Origin of the sequence: Leeuwenhoekiella parthenopeia, from assembly GCF_020782115.1 — a bacterium.
Taxonomy (GTDB): domain Bacteria; phylum Bacteroidota; class Bacteroidia; order Flavobacteriales; family Flavobacteriaceae; genus Leeuwenhoekiella; species Leeuwenhoekiella parthenopeia.
The window spans coordinates 1-20,814 of record NZ_JAJGMW010000031.1; the positions used below are offsets into that span (position 1 = coordinate 1).

The window sequence follows — 20,814 nt, forward strand, 5'->3', positions numbered from 1 at the left end:
TAATCAATAATTCTGGTAATAAAATCTTAAGTAAATCTATATATGCGTCCAATGCCTCCTGTTTAGAAAACAAAAATCAAACTATTCATTCAATTCACACACAACTTTTGAGAATGATCCGGTTTTATTATGAATATGACCTGGATGAATGCCGAAGAGGCGACCAGGCATCTGAACGCTAAGAATGCCGAAGAAATGGGAAATTATACGGTTTATAGGTATAAAGCTCCAAACAGTATTGGTTCTGCACAGGTAGATCATATTTTAGTGCCTATTGAAGAATCATCTCAGGGCGAGGCTTCTTATGTTGACTTTGCTACCTCCGTTCGCGGTAAATCTAAAGCAGAATACAACACCATGATTGTAGCTATTTTAGAATCTATGCAGTGGGAACCTGTCGCTACGGAACAATAATCCTGATAGATAAAAAGTAAAAGGGCTTCGAATGAAGCCCTTTTTTATTTTGAATTTAGAGCAGCATCACTTGCTTTTTCGCCTGCTCAAAATCAATGATCACTTCTTCAATTACCTCAGCCACCGGTTTAATGTCGTGAATGAGAGCACTCACCTGACCTATTTCGAGTTCGCCTTCTTCCAGATCGCCTTCAAACATGCCTTTTTTTGCCCGGGCTCTGCCCAATAAATTGCTCAGTTCCTCTTTTGTAGGTGCCTTAGCATACAGGGCTTTCACATCGTTGTAAAATTTATTCTTCAGCAGACGTACCGGTGCGAGTTCTTTCAAAGTGAGTTCGGTATCCCCTTCTTTCGCCTGAACGACGAGATCTTTAAATGCCTGATGGCCGCTGCCTTCTACCGTAGCGACAAACCGGCTTCCCATTTGTATGCCGTCTGCCCCGAGAACCATCGCCGCCAGCATTCCACGGCCGCTCGCAATACCTCCGGCTGCAATTAACGGAATAGCTAATTGCTCCTTCACGATAGGAATAAGCGTAAAGGTGGTGGTTTCTTCGCGGCCGTTATGTCCACCGGCTTCAAAGCCTTCGGCCACGACGGCATCTACCCCGGCCTCCTGAGCCTTCAAAGCAAACTTTACACTGCTTACCACGTGTACGACGGTTATTCCCTGTTCTTTGAGATACGAGGTCCAGCTTTCAGGATTTCCGGCACTGGTAAACACAATTTTGACTCCCTCTTCAACTATGATTTGCATCAATTGATCAATATCGGGATACAATAGCGGTACATTAACCCCGAAAGGCTTATCGGTCGCAGCCTGACATTTCTGAATGTGCTGGCGTAAAATTTCAGGATACATAGAGCCTGCGCCAATGAGTCCCAGACCTCCGGCATTACTCACTGCCGAGACAAGTTCCCAGCCGCTGTTCCAGACCATTCCGCCCTGAATAATGGGATATTTAATATTGAAAAGTGAGGTGATTGTATTCAAAACCGGTTTTTATGAAATTACTCCCGAACCCAAACATTCTACACCCTCGTACCAGGCTACAAACTGCCCTTCACTAATGGCAGATTGTGGTTCGTCAAATGATACATACATGCCTTCCTCTACCTTGTGAAGCATCGCTTTTTGCAAAGGCTGTCTGTAGCGTATTCGCGCTTCCACCTCGCGCACTTCACCGGGCTGTAGTGCCAGGTCTTCCCGTATATAATGCACTTCGTCTTCCTGAATAAACAGTGCGCTACGCAACAGACCGGGATGTTCTTTACCCTGACCGGTATAAATCACATTTTCTTCAACATCTGTATCCAATACAAAAAGTGGCTCGGGTGTTCCTCCCACGGCAAGTCCCTTACGCTGACCTTTGGTAAAATAATGAGCACCCTGGTGTTTGCCCACAATTTTACCGTCGGTAAGTTTGTATTTGGGCTTCTGAGCCAGAGTTGCAACGTCGCTCAAAGCCACAGCGGCACCGGCTTCTGATTCGGTATGTAAAGCTTCAATTTTCTCTCGTACAGTTTGGGCAGTGATTTCGACAATTACGCCTTCTTTCGGCTTTAATTTCTGCTGAAGAAAATCGGGTAAGCGCACTTTTCCTATAAAACACAATCCCTGAGAATCTTTCTTTTCCGCAGTAACTAAATCCTGCTCTTTGGCGATTTTGCGCACTTCACTTTTCTGAAGATGGCCAATTGGGAACAAGGTCTTGGCAAGTTGCTCCTGCGAAAGCTGGCACAGAAAATAAGACTGATCTTTATTAGCATCTGCCCCGGCAAGCAATTGATAAACCGGTTTGCCATCAACTTCAACTTCCCCTTTTTGGCAATAATGCCCTGTAGCGACATAATCTGCACCCAAATCGAGCGCAATTTTCATAAACACGTCAAATTTGATTTCGCGATTACAGAGCACATCCGGGTTTGGGGTGCGTCCTTTTTCGTATTCCCGAAACATATAATCTACAATGCGCTCTTTGTACTGCTCACTCAGGTCAACCGTTTGAAAGGGAATTCCAAGCTTTTCAGCAACAAGCATTGCATCGTTACTGTCATCGAGCCAGGGACATTCATCAGAAATGGTAACTGAATCATCATGCCAGTTTTTCATAAAAAGACCAATTACCCGGTATCCTGCCTCTTTCAGCAAATAGGCCGAAACACTACTGTCTACTCCCCCGCTTAAACCTACAACCACTGTTTTCATAAGTCTGTTTTGAATGTGAACTGTTCTGTCGCTATTGAATCTGCAAATTTACAAAACAATTGGTGCACTTTAAGAAATCAGCAAATGACTGAGCTAAAAGGATTTAGTCCTGTTAATTATAATTTTGTTTAACTTTTTTAACTTATTATTAAACAAATTAGGAGTGTTCAAGGTGTAGCTTTAGCATAATTAACAAATCAAATAGCTATGAAACATTTAAAACAAACACTCAAAGCCCTCTTACTGGTTGTGCTCACCGCTGGATTTACCTCGTGCAGTGACGACGATGATAATGGCAACATCATTGAACAGGATACTACCATTGCAGGTCTGGTATCCGGTAGTACTAACTTTGAAATCTTGCTTGCAGCTGCCACGCGTGCAGATCTGGTAACCACACTCTCTACAGTCTCAGACACGCGTCTCACGGTCTTTGCTCCCAACGATGCTGCTTTTGTGGCTTACCTTGACGTAGATACTGAAGCAGATGCCATTGCAACCATAAATGCATTACCCGTTGCTACCGTGCGTAATTTATTACTCAATCACGTATTACCCACTGCGGTTACTGCGTCTGAAGTAACCACCGGGTATGTAAAATCTTTGGCAGAAAACAGTACTGAAGATAATTTAGACTTGTATATAGCAGTTTCTAACAATGTTGTTACCATTAACGGTGATGCAGAGGTTATTGAGCCTAACGTTGTCGCCGATAATGGAATCATTCACGTTGTGGATGCTGTGATACCTGAGGCCACCATTGCAACTTTTGCTACGGCTGATTCTAATTTCTCTACACTTTTAGCTGCAGTAGCTCAGGAAGAACTTGCAGCTACACTTGCGGGAACAGGTAGTTTTACCGTTTTTGCCCCAACCAATGCCGCCTTTGTAGCATTAATCAATGCAGATCCAAATGATGGTATTAGTAGTGCTGCAGACATTCTAGCACTTGGAAATGCCGGTACCAGCACTACCAGTGTACTGGATAATATTTTGAGACATCACGTTTTAGGAACGGCCGTTCGAGCTGAAGCTTTGAGCACTACAGGTGCTACACCAGCAACCCCATTATTTGCCGGTGGCGGTTTAAGCATCGATGCGACAGTAACTCCACCTACAATTACTGATGGATCAGGAACTACTCACGACATCATTGCAACAAATATTACAGCTACAAATGGTGTGGTTCACGCAATTGACGGGGTATTAATGCCCGAATAAGTTTCCCCTAAAATTCCCCTAAAATGAAAAAGCCCTTCAGTTATTTACTGAAGGGCTTTTCTATTAAAGTTGGGACAAAAAAGATTATTTATTCTTTTGTTGTTTTTCGGCCTGCTCCATCATTTCAGAAAACTTCTTGCTGAAACGGTTTTGCTTTTTCGGCTTGGCCTTAGCGGTCTCAATTTTAGCGTGAATGCGCTGTTCATCCAGAATAAAATTCTTGATCACCAGCATAATCCCGATCGTAATGAGGTTTGAAACGAAGTAATACAAACTCAATCCACTCGCGTAGTTGTTGAAGAAAAACAACATCATAATCGGCGACAGGTACATCAGGAATTTCATATTCGGCATTCCCGGCTGACTCGTTTGCTGCATCGTCTGCCCCGTGGTCATCGTCATATAGATGAAGATCGCGATTGATGCCAGAATTGGAAACAAACTCACGTGGTCTCCGTAAAACGGAATGTTGAACGGCAAATCGGCTATTTTATCATAACTCGAAAGGTCATCTGCCCACAGGAAGCTTTTCTGTCTTAATACAAATGCCGAAGGGAAAAAGGTAAATAAGGCATAGAATACAGGAATCTGAAGCAATCCGGGAATACAACCGCTCAACGGACTCGCACCGGCCTTGCTGTACAGCTTCATCGTTTCCTGCTGCTTTTTCATAGGGTTGTCTGCGTACTTCTCGTTGATCTCGTTGATCTCGGGACGCAGTACTTTCATCTTGGCCTGAGACAGGTATTGCTTATACTGTACGGGCGAAAGCAATAATTTGATCGAAACCGTCAATAAAATGATGGCGATTCCCGCAGGGAAGTAGGCTACCAGAATATTAAAAAACGGAATAATCAGGTATTTGTTGATCCACCCAAAAATACCCCAGCCCAAAGGCATCGCCTCATCCAGACCGCGGTCGTAATTATTCAACACCTGATAATCGGTAGGACCAAAATAGAAATTCATCGCATTGTTGAGCTCGCCGTTAACCGGTTTAAGCTGCATACTCGCCGCATATTTCTTGGTAAAAACGGTATCTACTTCTTCATCTTCAACCAAATTCTGAGACTTAAACGTAACCTCTTCAAAGGGCTGATCGGTCAATAAAATCGAACTGAAGAAATGCTGACGGAAATTAAACCAGTCTACATCGGTCTCTATAGCGTCATCCTCACCGCTCTGATCGAGTTTATCATGATCACCGCCTTCATATTCATACGTAAGACGGGTATAGCGGTTTTCATAGGTAATACTCTTCGCATGACGATAGCCTTTCAGTTCCCAATCCAGATTTAAAGGCTGTGAAGTATTCACTACATTTTGCAGACCTACGGTTTTGATACCAAAGTCCATCATATAATCATCGGGCTTCAGCGTATAGCGATATTCCAGATACTCAGAATCTGAAACTTTCAGCTTCATCGATAACACCTGGTTTTCACCTTCGGTGGTTAACTTCGGCTCAAAATATAAGTTTTCACTATTCAGGGTTCGGTTATCGGTAGTGCTGAAGTTCAGGTTAAAACGGGTGTTTCCGTCTTTAATCAGGTAAACCGGTACCGAGTCGTAGCTCTTGTAATTTTTCAGCTTTGCTTCTGTAATAAAACCACCTTTATTACTCACTTTTAGCGCTAAAACCTCATTTTCAATTTCGGTAACTGCATCTGTTGCAGAAGGTAGGGTGGCCGAATAAGCAAAACTTCCTAAGGTCGCCTTATAACGCTCCTGCGCCAGAGAGTCGTTTTGCGGTGCTGCATCGGCAACCGCAGATTCGGTTGGTGTTAGTGCAGGATTCTTTTTAGCAGCTTCAACCTGCTCCTGTTTGGCCTTTTCTGCCTCCAGCTCTTCCGGGCTAGGCTGGTTTTGCCATAACATAAACAATAAAATAGCTCCTATAAGCAGGAAGCCTATCATCGATTGTTTGTCAAATTTCTTTTCTTCCATAAGTCCTTGAGGCATCACTGCCTTTTTATCGATTGTCTTTTAGTCTTGTTCCTTGCGGAAAATTTTCGCCCGCGAATATACGGTCTCTGATGCATTCAAGAATAAGCCCAGCAATTTGTTTTATGCCACATTGGCGGTATTTTACCTCAAAACCGCCACGCTTAAGCTATTCTTTTTCAAAATGATATCTGCTCTTGAGATTATCCCTGTGCTTTTTTTAACTTGCTAAATTTTACAGCAGCCTGTACATAGGCTACAAATAAGGGATGTGGGTTGGCAACGGTACTTTTATATTCGGGATGGTATTGCACGCCTACAAACCAGGGATGGTCTGCCAGTTCTACAATCTCTACCAGACCGGTTTTGGGATTGGTTCCGGTGATGTTGAGTCCGGCTTTTTCCAAAACATCGCGGTACTTATCATTAAATTCATAACGATGGCGATGGCGTTCTGCAATAATTTCTTTACCGTAAACGCCGCTCACAATGCTTCCGGGTTTTAGTTTGCATTCCCAGCTTCCCAGACGCATCGTACCACCCATATGTTTCAGGTCTTTTTGATCTGCCATAAGGTCTATCACAGGGTTTGGGGTATTGGCCTGCATTTCTACCGAATTGGCTTCGGTAATACCGGCCACATTACGGGCAAATTCAATCACCGCCATTTGCATCCCCAGGCAAATCCCTAAAAACGGAATCTTATGCTCGCGGGCATACTGTACGGCTTTGATCTTACCTTCGATACCGCGCTCGCCAAAACCGGGAGCGACCAGTAAACCATCCAGTTTGGCAATTTTGTTATCGATCACATCCTGCGAAATGAACTCCGAGTGAATAGGCTCTACCTTCACTTTTACCTCATTCTCTGCACCGGCGTGGATAAACGCTTCCAGAATAGATTTATAGGAATCCTGAAGCTCTACGTATTTACCAATCAAACCAATGGTAACCTCAGCCTGTGGATTTTTATGTCTGCGTAAAAACTCATTCCAGCGGGTGAGTACCGGTTCGGTTTCGGTAGATAAATTTAATTTTTGAAGGGTAATGGTATCCAGACCTTCTTCGAGCATCATATTAGGCACGTCGTAAATGGTAGACGCGTCAATAGACTGAATGACCGCTTCTTTACGCACGTTGCAAAACAAGGCCAGCTTTTCGCGCAGATCATCGCTGAGTTCGTGCTCGGTTCTGCAAACCAGAATATCAGCTTTAATACCGCTTTCCATCAGGGTTTTTACCGAGTGCTGCGTGGGTTTGGTTTTTAATTCGCCGGCCGCTGAAAGATACGGCACCAACGTAAGGTGGATTACCAGTGCATTCTCATCGCCAAGTTCCCATTTTAGCTGACGTACCGATTCGATATAGGGTAAGGATTCAATATCCCCTACCGTACCGCCTATTTCGGTAATGATGATGTCGTAATCGCCAGTTTTACCCAGCTGCTTGATGCGTTCTTTGATTTCGTTTGTGATATGCGGCACCACCTGTACGGTTTTTCCTAAAAACTCGCCGCGACGTTCTTTTTCGATCACACTTTGATAAATACGACCGGTAGTTACGTTGTTAGCCTGAGAGGTGTTTACATTTAAAAAGCGCTCGTAATGGCCCAAATCCAGATCGGTTTCTGCACCGTCATCGGTCACATAACATTCGCCGTGCTCGTATGGATTGAGCGTCCCGGGATCTACGTTGATGTATGGATCTAATTTTTGAATGGTCACGCGATAACCCCGTGCCTGTAATAATTTGGCCAGTGAAGCTGCGATTATACCTTTACCTAATGAAGAAGAAACCCCGCCCGTGACGAAGATGTACTTAGTGTCTGCCATCTGTATCGTGAAAATAAATTAAGCTCTTTTTAACATAAAGAGCGCGTCTACGGGATGCAAAGGTAGGGATTTATTGGCGAACCCTTTTAGCCCTTTTTGGTATTATTTTTTGGGTTTTCTTTTCGGTTGGGGCGCAGGATATTGGCGCTTGATTTTATAGATCAATTCTTCCAGACCATTCACTTTAATCTCATACATCTGCTGCATCATCAGACCGAGCTTGCCTTCGGGGAAGCCTTTCTGCTTAAACCAGGTGAAATAATATTCGGGCAGGTCTACCAGATACCGGTCTTTATATTTGCCAAAAGGCATTTTGTAATGCGCCAGTTCGATGAGTTTTTCGGGATCCAAATCAGACGATTTTTATGTTGAAGGCCGAAAGCAAACCGGGAAGCCCTTCTTTGCCGAAAATGGCTCCGGTAATTTTATTGAGCTGCGGGTTAATCGTGTAGTTTTCTGCGGAAGAAAAATCGGTTCGCTCCAGACGGGTATGATCAAACGTAGCTCCGGAAAGGTCACAACTGGCAAGGGAAATGCCCGAAAGATCGGCTTCGGTAAAATCAGCCTCGAGCAATTTGCAGATACTGAAGCCTGAATTGGTCAAATCTACCTGATAAAAGCTGCTGAAATTAAGCGTACAGCGCGTACAGGTAATCTGAAACAGGATGGGTGCACAGGCCTCAAATGCAAGTCCCAGCATCTTACAATCTATAAACTCACATTCCTGTATAGCCGTTTTAAGGAGTTTAGTTCCGCTCAGATCACAGTTTTCAAACATACAATTGGTAAAACTCAAACCCGAAAGATTGGCTTTGGCAAACACACAGTTTCTAAAGATGCATTCTTCAAAATCAGCTTCCAGCGGTTTTTCGGCGAAATTATGCCCTTCAAAAAGCTCGTCTGTGATCAGTTCGTTCATCGTTTAGGAATTTTCAGCCTGTTTCAATCGGATTAGCTTTCGGCTTAAATAATCAAACCGAATATACAACAAGACCGCCGAAGCACTAAGGCCGGCCAGCAAGCCGTACCAAATACCCTGACTCCCCGCCTGATCTTCCTGCCCAAAATACCAGGCCACCGGAAAACCAACCAGCCAGTAGGCCAGAAAACAGATTCCTGTTGGGATATTTACGTCCTGCAAACCACGTAAAGCACCTAAAATCACCACCTGCAAGCCATCACTCAATTGAAACAAGGCAGCCACAATCAGCAATTGCGCGGCAAGCACAATTACCTCCACATTATCCAGATAAAAGGTAGGCAGAATGTCTTTCAGCAAAATAAAGCCCAGCGCAAACACGGCTTCAATGAGAAACACCTGCAGAAACAGCGAAAACGCGATGCGTCGCATATTCTTAAAATCGGCTTTCCCTTTTTGATTCCCCACACGAATGGTCGCCGTAACGCCAAGCCCTACTGCAATCATAAAGGTCATCGCCGCGAGATTGAGGGCGATTTGATTGGCCGCCTGAGCATTTGTTCCCAAAAGCCCCGAAAGAAAAATACAGGAGGTAAAGAGTGACACCTCAAAAAGCATCTGCATTGCGGTAGGAAAACCCAGGTCAAAAAGCCTCTTAAAAATAGGCCATTGAAAAGCCTTTCTGCGCGTCCACACAAAATAGGGTTTGAATTTATCTTTCCTTTTTAAAATATAATACAACATCCACAACATAAAAAAGCGGGAGATTAGGGTACCCCAGGCTGCACCTACCAGTTCGAGTCTTGGGAAAATCCAAAATCCGTAAATCAGAATAAAGTTGAAAAATACATTCACCACATTTGCAACCAGTGTGGCATACATCGCGTAGCGGGTGTTTGAGAGTCCGTCTGCAAATTGTTTAAACGCCTGAAATACCATCAACGGGATGAGTGAAAACGCTACAATATCCATATAGGGCAGGGCCAGTTCCACCACCTCTACCGGCTGATTGAGCATATACATTATGGGTTTGGCGAGGAGCAATAACAGAAATAATAAAACGCCATTTAGGGTACACATTACGATGCCATGGTGAAAGTAATTGCGACCCATAGCGGTATCCCCGGCACCGTCTGCTTCGGCAACCAATGGGGTAATCGCAAACGAAAAACCAATACCCAGCGACAGCGCAATAAAAATAAGGCTGTTGCCCAGCGATACAGCGGCCAGCTGTGCGGCGCCCAGCCTCCCCACCATCAGGTTATCAACCAAAGCAACCAGAATATGGCCCAATTGTCCCAGCATCACTGGATAGGCGATCTTAAAATTTTGACGGAATTCCTGCGTGTATTTATTAAACAAAACTGCCATTTTTTAGGAAGTGCAAAAATACCTTTTAAGTTTAAGATAGCAGACGATGACGGATGCCAAGTTTGTTAATTTACAACGGCCTTAACAGCCGAAAAACAGCATTTCCCTTACCTTTACAGGGTCTATGAATACAAGCGACTTTTCCAATAAAATCATACCGGAAGCAATTAAGAACGAAGCGCAAACCGCGCTTTCCTACTATCCACAGTTGCGGGAAACTCCGATACGCTTTCAGTTTAAAAAGGACATTAAAAAGTCGACCATGCAGGCGCAGCCGGTATTCAAGTCTTTGCTAAAACCCCGTAAGCGACGCGAATACGTGATTTTCATCAGTAAAAAAGTAAAGATTGAAGATGAGTCGTTTAAAATCACGAATATCCCTTCAGATGTTTTGATCGGGTGGATAGGTCACGAACTGGGGCATGTGATGGACTACCGGGATCGCAGTAGCCTCGGACTCATTTGGTTTGGAATCAAATATTTGTATTTCCCGAAGTTTATACGAGAAGCAGAACGTGCGGCAGACACCTTTGCCGTAGCACACGGAATGGGTGAATACATTTTAAAAACCAAAGACTTTATTCTGAATCACGCACACATTTCAGAACCCTACAAAGCCCGTATCAAACGCCTCTATCTTTCGCCTGAGGAAATTATGAGGCTGATTAATGAGGAGTGATGACAAGGTTAATTGTTATCTTTTAATAGTTATCTCCACGAATTTTCTAGTTGTAAAATCATTAAAATTAGAATTCACCTTTTAAATACGTCAATTGACCTATTGAATGCATCAAAATCTTCCTGCAACTTTGAAGTTAAATAAGACATTTATTATGAAACTTTTCAAATTGCTTTGTAGTCTTTTCGCATTTTACACTTCGGTTTGTTCTGGACAAAGGTTTATCAATGATGATGAAAAAGTAATCCCACGAGATGGATTGTTGAATTCTAAATATGTCAAGATGCGGAATAATCCAGAAAGTTTAAATCTAAATTTAGAGTTTAGAAAAAAGGGTATTTACTACAGTAACGGTCAATTATTCTCTAAAACTGACAAAAAAGGAATATCCTTATCCAATCCCATTTATTATGAAAACGGAAATTTCTGGAATGGCCTGATAGAAGATGAAGAAGATCATGGCCTTATGAGGCTAATAGAATTATCTCCTGATGGTGCTCCAATAGTAGATATACCTTACGAAAAACCTACTTTTAAACCCGAAAAAGACAGTAAATATGGGATGCGTGAAGCTCAATACCATATAAAAAACCCAAAAATGTATTCCCCTACAGAGGGCAATTGGTATTATGGCTATGACGAGGTGGGTTACTTTCAAAACGGAAAGCATAACTACATTTTTACCGGATATTTCTTCCCAATGATTTCTTATTATTCAAATGGTAGTGTTTTATTTATGGAAGATGTCGTAGCCAAAAAAAACTACTGGGTTGTCGTTTTAGACAATGAAATAAAATTTAAAATAGAAGCTGAAGGTGAAAGCCCAGACATAGTGAAATTAAAGGAAAATACAGATTTTGAACATTATAAACTCGTCGGAGCGGTACCCTATATTTTTACAAAAAATTTCTCAAAGAGAGGAGGACTTCAATACCACGACAACCATTGCTTCAGTCTAATAACAAAAAACATTGCGACATTAAATGGTTACGGGATTAATTATACCACTCCAGATAATCTAGCACCATGTGATGAACTTAATCTTGAAATTGGAGTTTTTAAAAATGGAAAATTAAATGGTGTGGGTATGCAAAGTCAGATCATTCGAGGTCACGATGCGCGGTATGACTGGGGGACACCATCATTAGCCAAAGACGATCAGGATTATACAGTACACATTGTTTATGGAATATTCGAAGATGGAAAACCCGTAGACGTTCGCAAAATTGATGTTGTAAATAGTCCCATAAAAGATTTTTGGGATGTGATTCCCATTGCCGGCTTTAAGCATAAGGACTATCTAAAACCATCTGGAACCTTATTTCCAAATACAAATATTCCGCTTAACTCAATAACGACTGGAGATGAACTGTTCATTGAAGAAATAACACGAACTGCAAAAGTAGCATCTGTCGATCTTGAAAAAAACTCCATAAGTGTTTATACAGACACTCCGGGTATTTTAGCAGAATTTGACGCTTCCTACGATAAGCCATTATACGTAAGGTCTTTTACTAAAGGAGCGCAAACTCAAACTTGTGCCACAACTATACGGAGGCCAAAATACAGAAAAGAATCACAACAAATTGGAACTACAACACCTACTATAAAATCAAACCGCTATGTAGTTAAAGGAGTGTATTATGACAAAATTGTTAGCACAACTGTTTCGTCCCCGGCAAAACCCATTTATGGGATAGTTGATGTTTTTGATGGATATGAAGAGTATATCTGTACTGCCTGCAATGGTAAAGGCTATGTATCTAAAGAGTTTACAAACACGAACTGGCGGCAAATTACATTTGACTAAATTTTAACTCCCCGCGTGCTCCTTTACAAAAGCTTCCCACTCGGCGAATTTCTCTTCGTTCATCACTTTTTCCATTTTTACCTGACCGCCTTTTTTCTTGTTGGCACCACTCCATTCGTAGAAAATTTCAGGTTTCACGGTGTTTACGATGACGCCTTTTAAGGCTTTGCTTCGGGCTACGCCGTAGTTTTTGTTGGCTTCCTGAAGGCTTTTATCTAAAGCATCGGCCAATTCTTCGTTTGAGGCTGAAGTTTCGGTACCTAAATACCAATAGTGGTAAAACTCGTCATCTTCGGGATTTCGCTTTGCGGCAATCGTAAACTCCGGGATTTTGATATCAAATTGCTCTTCCAGCTCCTGCACGGCAGCTTCCATTTTATTTACCGAAAGTTGCGAACCGACGGTATTCAGGAAGAATTTGGTACGCCCGGTAATCTTGATCTCGGCACGGGCTTTATCGGTAAACGCGATCGTGTCCCCTATCAAATACCTCCAGGCACCCGAAACGGTAGAAATGATTAAAATGTAATCTTTGTCCTCCTCAACATCGGCCAGTCCAATCACGGGCGCATCCTGCACGATGGAACCGTCTTCGTTGATGTAATCAGGGTTCATGGGTACGAACTCAAAGTAGATGCCGTTATCGGTCACCAGTTTCATGGCATTAGTCTCCGGTCTTGCCTGAAAAGCGATAAAACCTTCCGAAGCCAGATAGGTATCAATAACCGTGATGGGTTTACCCAGTAGCGCATTAAAACTCTTTTCGTAAGGTTGAAATGCAACACCGCCGGAAGTATACACCTGCAGATTGGGCCAGATCTCGTGAATATTCTTCAGATTGTGATGCTCAATTACCTTCTCGAGCATCAGCTCAATCCAGCTGGGAATTCCGCTCAGCGCGCCGATATCCCATTCTTCGGCTTTCTCGGCAATATGCTGCACCCGCTCGTCCCAATCTTCAATTTTTGCAATGTCTTCGCCGGGCTTGTAATAGCCTCTAAACCAAAACGGAATATTACTGGCGCTAATACCACTGATCTCCCCTTCTTCGTGACCGTCTCGTTTTTGAAGATCGGTAGAACTGCCCAGCATCATGATTTCTTTCTCATAAAAGTCGGCTTCCAGATCAAAATGGGCAAGCGCACCCACCTGCTTAATCCCGGCGGTGCGAATGGCATCAATCATTTCATCGGTTACCGGAATACGCTTGCTGCTTTTACCGGTTGTCCCGCTGCTCAACGCAAAATAATGAGGCATTCCCGGCCAGGTCACGTCTTCTTCCCCTTCATGCATTTTAGACCACCACTCCTCATTGATGCTGTTGTAATCAAAAAAAGGAACCTCTTCGGCAAACGCCTTGCCCGGACTCTCTGATTCTAAGATAGCTTCAAAGCCGTAGTACTTCCCAAACTGCGTGTTTTTGGCTTTTTTAAGCAGCTTTTCTAAAACTTCCTGCTGCTCTTCAATGGGATTTGACTCGGGTATAACCTTATCTGAAAGATCAATAATTCCTTTTATGAGTGCGCCTAAAATTGCCATAAATACTACAGTTTTGGTTGTACCCAAAAATAAACGACCCCGTGAGAACGAGGTCGTTACTTATAAGAAGTTTAACAGGGCCTTCGATACAATTTTCTGCAAAAATCACTCAGACACCTGATGAGTGATTTATCTATTTGTATTGGGGCGTGACCCTTTTGAGATAATTCAGAATGAAGAATTATGAATTATGAAATATTCTAGAAACCTTCAGGATTCGATAGACAAAAATTAAAACTCCATACCCCTTATTGCAGCTTTCACTTAAACTACAGGAGAACTAGATCTATCGCTTCGGCGTCGAGAAACATTTCAAATCGGGATGAAAAAAAGAGATTTGATTTCTTTACACGCAGCGAATAGGGATGCATAAATTCCACTATATAATTTCCGGCTTTCGAAACCTCAACAGTTCCAATACGTTTGGCTCTTTTATTCAAAAAATAAGACTGAACAGGCCATTTAGCTTTTGTAAAATTGAAGACGCCTGTACCCTCCATTTCCTTAAGCTTTATTTCAAATTCATTTAGCTCGACACCCCAACCACCTAAACAAAGGATTTTGTACTTACCTGCTTCCAGATAAATTTGCCTGTCTTTACTCAAGATATTTAAGGGCCCAATCAATGAATAAACTGATTAAAATGTGTTCTAAGAATTGCCTGTTTGACTCTTATCGTTTTTTATTTTGAATTTTAAATTTTGAACATTGAATTGAAAGCCTAAATAAAAATCGAAATAATAATAATAATAATAATAATAATAATAATAATAGGCCCTACCCTCTCCTGCGCTCCAGTAAAATCATCATCATTAAGCCCAGCATAATACGCTCGCTGTCGCCTTCGTCCATTGGACCTTCTTTGGTGACCTGGAATTTACGTCCAAAAAAAGAAGGTATTTTTTTAAGTCGGGCGATTTTGGTGCCGCTTTTGTCCATTACTTTATACGCCGGGTTGAAGAAATACCCCGTAAGAATTCCTGCAACCGGCACTTCGCCAAAAAGCGAATCGGCCACCTTGATCCAACCGTTTTCTTCTTCGATAGTGTATTCCGGAGTACCGTTATCGTCTACAATCTGGTATTTGGCCTTCCAGATGGAGCGCCAGCCTTTACGCACGATTTTACCAAACTCGTTTCCATTTGCATCGTAAAACGCATAAGCAGCCGAAAAATCGAGCCAGCGGTCTGCCTTGATGGTGTAATTAAGTTGATTTTGAGAGGTGTCTGCATAAATTTTTATTTCCTCTTTCAGCTTAAACATCTTCTGACGGATGTAGCCCACGGTATGCCCGTAAGCATCGGTCGCGGTAAAATCATTAGAAAACGTGCTGATTCGGAACACAAAGTCAATAGGAAATTGAAGGTTTTTCATAGAAAGGTCAGGAATAGTTTTTAGTCTTTTAGTTCTGCTTCGTTAGTTATTGGCGCAGGTTTTACGCCGTAAGTATCCATCAGATACACCAGGCTGGTCATTGTCGCGGCACCCAACTCGAGTTCGCGTTTGTTAACCGCATCAAAGGTATCGTTACTGGCGTGATGATGGTCAAAATAGCGTTGCGAATCGGGACGCAAACCGGCAAGAACGGTCCCATTGCCTTTTAACGGACCAATATCTGCACCGCTTCCGCCCAATTCAAAATAGTGAATCAAATAAGGTTTGAATAACGGAATCCAGCTTTCGACTTGCTCAAAATTGGCCGCATCGGCATCAAATGAAAATCCGCGTGGCGTAAAACCTCCCGCGTCGCTTTCCAACGCAAAAACGTGACGCTCGCCTTTTTCAGCAGCGACCTCAGCGTATTTATTACCCCCGCGCAAACCGTTTTCTTCGTTCATAAACAGCACCACGCGAATGCTGTGTTTGGGTTTGTAATTGGCTGCTTTCATCAGACGCAAGACTTCCATACTTTGAACGACCCCGGCACCATCATCGTGACTTCCGTCTCCCAGATCCCAGCTGTCGAGATGCCCGCCCACAACCATAATCTCGTCGGGTTTTTCGCTTCCGGTAATCTCACCAATCACGTTAAACGAAGGCACATCTTCATAGTTCTGGCAATTCATTTTTAAGTAGAACTGGGTCTCTTTATCCGTTTTCAGCATTTTACTCAACAAAGCAGCCCCGTTGGTACTGATTGCCGCTGCGGGAATACGCTGCTCATTAGGCAGATCGCCGTATGACATCGCACCGGTGTGCGGCAGGTCGTCCATTCGCAAATTCATCGAACGCACGATCACGCCTACCGCGCCGTATTTGGCAGCTTCGCGAGCCCCCGAATACCGCTGATCGACACAGCCTCCATAAGCAGAAAAAGTCTGAATCAGATCGGCCTGCATAGGGCGGTTGTAAAAAACGATTTTACCTTTAATCTGATCTTCCCCATAGTTGGCAAGATCCTCGAGTCCCTGAACTTCAATGACGGGAGCCGTGATGCCGTCTGCAGTCGTTGCAATCGAACCGCCCAATGCACAAACCGGCACATCGATGTTTCCGTCAGGGCCGTTAATCCAGGCCTTTTCGGGAGCGCCGCGTTCCCATTTGGGCACCATAACCGGCTGTAGCCAGACTTTATCAAGACCAATGGCTTCGAGCTCTGCTTTGGCCCATTGTACGGCTTTTTCAGCACCCGCGCTGCCACTCAGGCGCGCACCAATATCGTTAGACAGGGCATCGAGCCATTGATAACTTTGGCCGCTTAACAGGGAAAGGTCATAAAAATTGCGAAGTTGGAGGGAGTCTTTTGTCGTTTGCGCCTGTACCTGCGTCAGACCACAAAACGCGACAATGAATAAAACTAGTTTTTTCAAAATTCTGTTTTTTAACTGTGGAATTCTAAAAGTACTATTCTCTGAGCGTAAACAAGTATTTGAATGAAAAAAATGTTTGGGGTTTGGTAGTTCTAGTTAGCAGTTGCGGTAGGCAGTCTCAGTTCGCAATCTTTATAGAAGAGAATAGAATTGTTTGTTGCTGACTGCTACTGCCAACTCATTCAGTATTTCTACTTTCTAATTTAAGCTTCCCCTTCCAGTTCCTTTCGATACTGATCGATGTTGGCTTTGGTTTTTTCGTCGAGTTCGGGTTCTTTGATGTCGGTGTATTCCGAAAGTTTTTCGAGAAGTATTTTAGCTAAAATGAGACGGGCGGTAGGCTTGTCGTCTGCCGGAATGATGTACCAGGGCGCATGAAATTTGGAGGTTTTGTTAATCGCCTCTTCGTAGCAACGCTGGTAATCGTCCCAAAGTTTGCGCTCTTTAAGATCGCCGGGAGAGAATTTCCAGTTTTTATTGGGTTTATCGAGACGACGCAGCAGGCGGTTTTTCTGTTCTTCTTTGGAAAGATTCAGGAAAAATTTGAAGATGATGGTTCCGTTTTCGGCAATGTGTTGCTCAAAATTATTGATTTGTCTAAACCGTTCTTCCCAAAATGCCGCATCAATATCTGCGACGCTGTCGATCCGCGGAATGTTTTCACCCAAAATATACTCGGGATGCACACGGGTCACCAAAACATTCTCGTAATGGGTTCGGTTAAAAATGCCGAATTTCCCACGGGCGGGTAGCGCCACATAATGCCGCCACAGGTAATCGTGACCCAACTCAAGCGGCGTGGGCACTTTAAAACTGTGAACCACCAGGCCGCGCGGATTGAGGTTTTTAAACACTTCGCGAATAAGACTATCTTTCCCGGCCGTATCCATCCCCTGAATGCAAATGAGCACCGCATATTTACCGTGAGCGTACATTGCATTTTGAATTTCGGCAATAGCTTTGCTCACCTCATCGAGTTCGTCTTCAAGCTCTCTTTTTTTGCCGAAATCTTCGTGGGTTTTATAATCCGAAAGAGTAATAGGCCCGGTAACCTGATAATCTGCTACTTTCATAATCGCTTAATTTATTTACTCGCAAAAAGTTTTACATCTTCTTCTGAAACCTCTGTTCCACCTAAGATAATAAGGCGTTCCACCACATTGCGCAACTCGCGAATATTCCCCGTCCAGTCGTATTCCTGAAGCTTTTTAATGGCATTTGGTGTGAAATTTTTAACGGCTGTACCCTGCTCCTGAGCCACTTTGTTTGAGAAGTGATCTACCAGCAAGGGGATATCATCGCGACGCTCATTAAGAGCCGGCACCGGAATAAGAATTACCGCCAGACGGTGGTATAAATCTTCGCGAAATTTACCTTCTTCAATCTCTTTTTTCAGGTTTTTATTGGTCGCAGCCAGTACGCGCACATCAACCTTAATGTCTTTGTCGCTACCCACGCGCGAAACCTTATTTTCCTGAAGGGCACGCAATACTTTCGCCTGAGCCGAAAGACTCATATCCCCTATTTCATCCAGGAAAATGGTGCCGCCGTTTGCGGCTTCAAACTTCCCGGCACGGTCTTTATTTGCCGAAGTAAAAGCACCTTTTACGTGACCAAACAATTCACTTTCGATCAATTCCGAAGGGATTGCAGCACAGTTCACCTCAACCATGGGTCCGTTTGCGCGTTCGCTTTTTTCGTGCAGCCAGTGGGCCACCAGTTCCTTACCGGTGCCGTTTGAGCCGGTGATGAGCACGCGTGCTTCGGTAGGAGCTACTTTTTCTATGATTTCCTTGATTTTGACAATGGCCTCGCTATCGCCAATCATCTCGTATTGCTTGCTAACTTTCTTCTTGAGACGGGTATTTTCTACCACCAGACTCTTTCGGTCCAGAGCATTACGCACGGTATTCAGCAAGCGGTTAAGATCGGGTGGCTTGGAGATGTAATCAAAAGCCCCCAGACGCATAGTGTTTACCGCGGTATCGAGATCGCCGTGACCGGAAATCATAACCACCGGAATTTCCGGTTTGATCTTACGGGTTGCCTCGAGCACTTCGACGCCGTCCATTTTAGGCATTTTGATATCGCAAAGCACCAGATCGTAATCGTTATCCTTGATTTTTTCCATGCCTTCCAGACCATCCTCGGCTTCCTCAACCTGATAGTTTTTATTTTCTTCAGATAGAATTTTATTGAGAACCCGGCGGATTGCGGCTTCGTCTTCAATGATTAAAATCTTTGACATGTCTAAAATTTAAATTTGACGCCCGACCTAAAATAAAAAGTATAGGCGCTGTTAATGGTGTAAATATCTTCACGCGTATTGTCCCGAAGCCTGAAATCATTGGTTATCGAATAGCTCCCGTAGGCGTAATATAGCAAATGCTTTGTAAAATAGTGCTCATAACCCAGACCTCCCAAAACAACGGTCATCGAGATGTTTTCGGCGGTACGCCCGTTAATCACCATGTTGTTTTGAATGTTGGCAAAAAAGTTATCGAGCGTAAGATAGGCCTGAAACGCATCTTTATGCGAGTCGTTGATGTAGTGTCGAATATTGGTTTTTGGAACACCCAAAGTATAGGTCCAATTGGGGTGAAACTCCCGATAGTAATTAACAATGGGAAGCGGGAAATTACGCCCCGGTGTACTGGAATAGTCCAGACCAAAAATCCAGCGATAAGGCTTGCCTACTTCGGCATCTTTCCTATCATTAATAGCATAAACCGAAGCGGAATAGATCCAGTCATCGGCAACCAGACTACCTTCGAGATTCGAATTGATACGGGTACCGGCTTTAACGCCCACCCGCCAGTTTTCATTGAGTTTCCATGTATATCCCAGATACCCCTCAATGCGATGTAAGGTTCCCACTTCCTGCAAATTGAAACCTGCAGGCACAGGATCGTTAATATCGATACTGGTGTTGCGGTATTCAAAACCGGCAACTATAATTTTATTTAAATCCTTATCAAGCGGAATGGGTACCTGCAGCAAAGCTCTAAATCGACCTACGTTGTTATCAGACTGTCTAAACGGGATATACATATACTCTACACGGGCGATATCTGTTGTCTGCGCGTGGTTTGTATAGCTTATTCCGAAAAGACATAGTAACAGGAGGAATTTATTCATCAGATTTAGGTTGAATCGGGGTTGTGGGATAAAAATGTACATCGCGTTGCGGAAACGGGATCGTAACTTTATTAGCCCTGAATTGCTCATCGATGCGAAAGCGCAATTCACTCTTGATACGCGGATTGGAAAAACTGTCGTTGATAAAAAAGTAAATCCCGAAGTTTAAGGAAGAATCTCCAAAATCTTCAAAGAGTACAAAGGGCTTCGGGCTTTTGAGAATGCCATTTTGCTTGGCTGCACATTCTAAAAGCAGTTTACGTACCAGAGCGGTATCGCTTCCGTAAGCCACCCCAACTTTTACAGCTTCACGGGTGGTGCGGTGGTTCTGCGTATAGTTATAGACGATGTCGCTAATGAAATGGTGATTGGGAACGATGATTACCTTATCATCACGGGTAAGGGCACGTGTGGTACGCAGTTTAATTTCAAAAATACGGCCTACTTTGCCGTCTATCTCTACCACATCTCCCACGGCCAGCGACTTATCTACCATTATAAAAATACCGCCAATGATGTCTGTAAACAGATCCTGCAAGGCAAGACCCAAACCAACAAACAGTGCGGCCGACGCGGTAAGTAAAACAGTTATATCAACGCCTGAAGCATTAAGCGTAAATAAAATAACCGCCAGATAAACGATATACCTGATAAACTTGAAGATGCTTTTGAACTTCAGTTCATTCTCGGTATCCATCTTTCGGGTGATGAGACTGCGAATCAAACGCAGCACGACCGTAGCCACAATAAAAGCAACAATGACTAAAAGTAAATGCCCTACAGTAAGATCAATACGTTTCCCACCGCTTTCAAAGTGAAAACCCAGGTCTAAAAGATCCTTAATGGTCTGCCAGATATCTTCCGGAAGATCCTTTACGGTCTCAGCCCCTTCTTTTACGGTTTCTTTTAGTTTCTCCTGAATCATGTT

Annotated in this window: 18 protein-coding genes; 4 read left to right on the plus strand and 14 right to left on the minus strand. The window is 43.4% G+C overall.

The genetic code is table 11. The features are described from left to right. The first annotated feature begins 129 nt into the window (after positions 1-129). Positions 130-414 (plus strand): hypothetical protein, encoded by a 285-nt coding sequence (locus LLW17_RS17210; RefSeq protein ID WP_228231530.1) that lies wholly within the window; start codon positions 130-132, stop codon positions 412-414. Between the two features lie 55 nt (positions 415-469). Here the strand turns inward: LLW17_RS17210 and LLW17_RS17215 are convergent, their stop codons facing one another. Continuing rightward, positions 470-1,408: an NAD(P)H-dependent flavin oxidoreductase gene (locus tag LLW17_RS17215; RefSeq protein ID WP_228231531.1), complete on the minus strand. Its 939-nt coding sequence runs from the start codon at positions 1,406-1,408 to the stop codon at positions 470-472. Positions 1,409-1,417: 9 nt separating this feature from the next. Further along, positions 1,418-2,623, minus strand: a complete 1,206-nt coding sequence (gene mnmA, locus LLW17_RS17220; RefSeq protein WP_228231532.1) for a tRNA 2-thiouridine(34) synthase MnmA — start codon at positions 2,621-2,623, stop codon at positions 1,418-1,420. A 207-nt stretch (positions 2,624-2,830) separates the two neighbouring features. Between mnmA and LLW17_RS17225 the strand changes: the two genes are divergently transcribed. Further along, positions 2,831-3,844: a fasciclin domain-containing protein gene (locus tag LLW17_RS17225; protein WP_228231533.1), complete on the plus strand. Its 1,014-nt coding sequence runs from the start codon at positions 2,831-2,833 to the stop codon at positions 3,842-3,844. A gap of 84 nt (positions 3,845-3,928) precedes the next feature. Here LLW17_RS17225 and yidC read toward each other — a convergent pair whose 3' ends face one another. The 5 genes from yidC to LLW17_RS17250 form a co-directional block, all read right to left on the minus strand. Next, positions 3,929-5,791, minus strand: a complete 1,863-nt coding sequence (yidC, locus tag LLW17_RS17230) for a membrane protein insertase YidC (protein WP_228231568.1) — start codon at positions 5,789-5,791, stop codon at positions 3,929-3,931. Between the two features lie 200 nt (positions 5,792-5,991). Then, positions 5,992-7,620, minus strand: coding sequence for a CTP synthase (pyrG, locus tag LLW17_RS17235; RefSeq protein WP_228231534.1), 1,629 nt, complete (start codon positions 7,618-7,620; stop codon positions 5,992-5,994). Positions 7,621-7,722: 102 nt separating this feature from the next. Then, positions 7,723-7,971, minus strand: coding sequence for a DUF3820 family protein (locus LLW17_RS17240; RefSeq protein ID WP_189319455.1), 249 nt, complete (start codon positions 7,969-7,971; stop codon positions 7,723-7,725). Position 7,972: 1 nt separating this feature from the next. Then, entirely contained in the window at positions 7,973-8,539 is a 567-nt protein-coding gene (locus LLW17_RS17245) for a pentapeptide repeat-containing protein (RefSeq protein WP_228231535.1), read from the minus strand. A gap of 3 nt (positions 8,540-8,542) precedes the next feature. Continuing rightward, positions 8,543-9,910 carry an MATE family efflux transporter gene (locus LLW17_RS17250; protein WP_228231536.1) on the minus strand — a complete coding sequence of 456 codons (1,368 nt, stop codon included), beginning with the start codon at positions 9,908-9,910 and terminating at the stop codon, positions 8,543-8,545. A gap of 124 nt (positions 9,911-10,034) precedes the next feature. Here LLW17_RS17250 and LLW17_RS17255 point away from each other — a divergent pair, with 124 nt between their 5' ends. Together LLW17_RS17255 and LLW17_RS17260 are read left to right on the plus strand one after the other, a co-directional pair. Next, positions 10,035-10,589, plus strand: a complete 555-nt coding sequence (locus LLW17_RS17255; RefSeq protein ID WP_228231537.1) for a hypothetical protein — start codon at positions 10,035-10,037, stop codon at positions 10,587-10,589. A 154-nt stretch (positions 10,590-10,743) separates the two neighbouring features. Next, positions 10,744-12,399, plus strand: a complete 1,656-nt coding sequence (locus LLW17_RS17260) for a hypothetical protein (RefSeq protein WP_228231538.1) — start codon at positions 10,744-10,746, stop codon at positions 12,397-12,399. A gap of 3 nt (positions 12,400-12,402) precedes the next feature. Here LLW17_RS17260 and LLW17_RS17265 read toward each other — a convergent pair whose 3' ends face one another. From LLW17_RS17265 to LLW17_RS17295, 7 genes are all read right to left on the minus strand, one after another. Continuing rightward, positions 12,403-13,938: a GH3 family acyl-acid amido synthetase gene (locus LLW17_RS17265; RefSeq protein ID WP_228231539.1), complete on the minus strand. Its 1,536-nt coding sequence runs from the start codon at positions 13,936-13,938 to the stop codon at positions 12,403-12,405. Between the two features lie 777 nt (positions 13,939-14,715). Continuing rightward, complete coding sequence (locus LLW17_RS17270; protein ID WP_228231540.1) at positions 14,716-15,312, minus strand: LURP-one-related family protein; 597 nt, start codon at positions 15,310-15,312, stop codon at positions 14,716-14,718. 20 nt (positions 15,313-15,332) lie between these two features. Next, the gene (locus LLW17_RS17275) at positions 15,333-16,748 is read right to left on the minus strand and encodes a M20/M25/M40 family metallo-hydrolase (protein WP_228231541.1); all 1,416 of its coding nucleotides are present in this window, start codon (positions 16,746-16,748) and stop codon (positions 15,333-15,335) included. 203 nt (positions 16,749-16,951) lie between these two features. Then, positions 16,952-17,821 (minus strand): PPK2 family polyphosphate kinase, encoded by an 870-nt coding sequence (locus LLW17_RS17280; protein ID WP_228231542.1) that lies wholly within the window; start codon positions 17,819-17,821, stop codon positions 16,952-16,954. 11 nt (positions 17,822-17,832) lie between these two features. Beyond that, complete coding sequence (locus tag LLW17_RS17285) at positions 17,833-18,996, minus strand: sigma-54-dependent transcriptional regulator (RefSeq protein WP_228231543.1); 1,164 nt, start codon at positions 18,994-18,996, stop codon at positions 17,833-17,835. 2 nt (positions 18,997-18,998) lie between these two features. Next, entirely contained in the window at positions 18,999-19,886 is an 888-nt protein-coding gene (locus tag LLW17_RS17290) for a hypothetical protein (protein WP_228231544.1), read from the minus strand. Further along, positions 19,879-20,811: a mechanosensitive ion channel family protein gene (locus LLW17_RS17295; protein WP_228231545.1), complete on the minus strand. Its 933-nt coding sequence runs from the start codon at positions 20,809-20,811 to the stop codon at positions 19,879-19,881. The genes LLW17_RS17290 and LLW17_RS17295 overlap by 8 nt, the downstream gene beginning before the upstream one ends. Between the last annotated feature and the right edge of the window lie 3 nt (positions 20,812-20,814).

What these genes read in the sequence shown, in the direction of transcription:
- LLW17_RS17295 (WP_228231545.1), bottom strand. Translation starts at nt 20,811, where the DNA reads ATGATTCAGGAGAAACTAAAAGAAACCGTAAAAGAAGGGGCTGAGACC.
- LLW17_RS17280 (WP_228231542.1), bottom strand. Translation starts at nt 17,821, where the DNA reads ATGAAAGTAGCAGATTATCAGGTTACCGGGCCTATTACTCTTTCGGAT.
- LLW17_RS17210 (WP_228231530.1), top strand. Translation starts at nt 130, where the DNA reads ATGAATATGACCTGGATGAATGCCGAAGAGGCGACCAGGCATCTGAAC.
- LLW17_RS17245 (WP_228231535.1), bottom strand. Translation starts at nt 8,539, where the DNA reads ATGAACGAACTGATCACAGACGAGCTTTTTGAAGGGCATAATTTCGCC.
- LLW17_RS17285 (WP_228231543.1), bottom strand. Translation starts at nt 18,996, where the DNA reads ATGTCAAAGATTTTAATCATTGAAGACGAAGCCGCAATCCGCCGGGTT.
- yidC (WP_228231568.1), bottom strand. Translation starts at nt 5,791, where the DNA reads ATGGAAGAAAAGAAATTTGACAAACAATCGATGATAGGCTTCCTGCTT.
- LLW17_RS17270 (WP_228231540.1), bottom strand. Translation starts at nt 15,312, where the DNA reads ATGAAAAACCTTCAATTTCCTATTGACTTTGTGTTCCGAATCAGCACG.
- LLW17_RS17260 (WP_228231538.1), top strand. Translation starts at nt 10,744, where the DNA reads ATGAAACTTTTCAAATTGCTTTGTAGTCTTTTCGCATTTTACACTTCG.
- mnmA (WP_228231532.1), bottom strand. Translation starts at nt 2,623, where the DNA reads ATGAAAACAGTGGTTGTAGGTTTAAGCGGGGGAGTAGACAGTAGTGTT.
- LLW17_RS17255 (WP_228231537.1), top strand. Translation starts at nt 10,035, where the DNA reads ATGAATACAAGCGACTTTTCCAATAAAATCATACCGGAAGCAATTAAG.
- LLW17_RS17265 (WP_228231539.1), bottom strand. Translation starts at nt 13,938, where the DNA reads ATGGCAATTTTAGGCGCACTCATAAAAGGAATTATTGATCTTTCAGAT.
- LLW17_RS17290 (WP_228231544.1), bottom strand. Translation starts at nt 19,886, where the DNA reads ATGAATAAATTCCTCCTGTTACTATGTCTTTTCGGAATAAGCTATACA.
- LLW17_RS17250 (WP_228231536.1), bottom strand. Translation starts at nt 9,910, where the DNA reads ATGGCAGTTTTGTTTAATAAATACACGCAGGAATTCCGTCAAAATTTT.
- pyrG (WP_228231534.1), bottom strand. Translation starts at nt 7,620, where the DNA reads ATGGCAGACACTAAGTACATCTTCGTCACGGGCGGGGTTTCTTCTTCA.
- LLW17_RS17225 (WP_228231533.1), top strand. Translation starts at nt 2,831, where the DNA reads ATGAAACATTTAAAACAAACACTCAAAGCCCTCTTACTGGTTGTGCTC.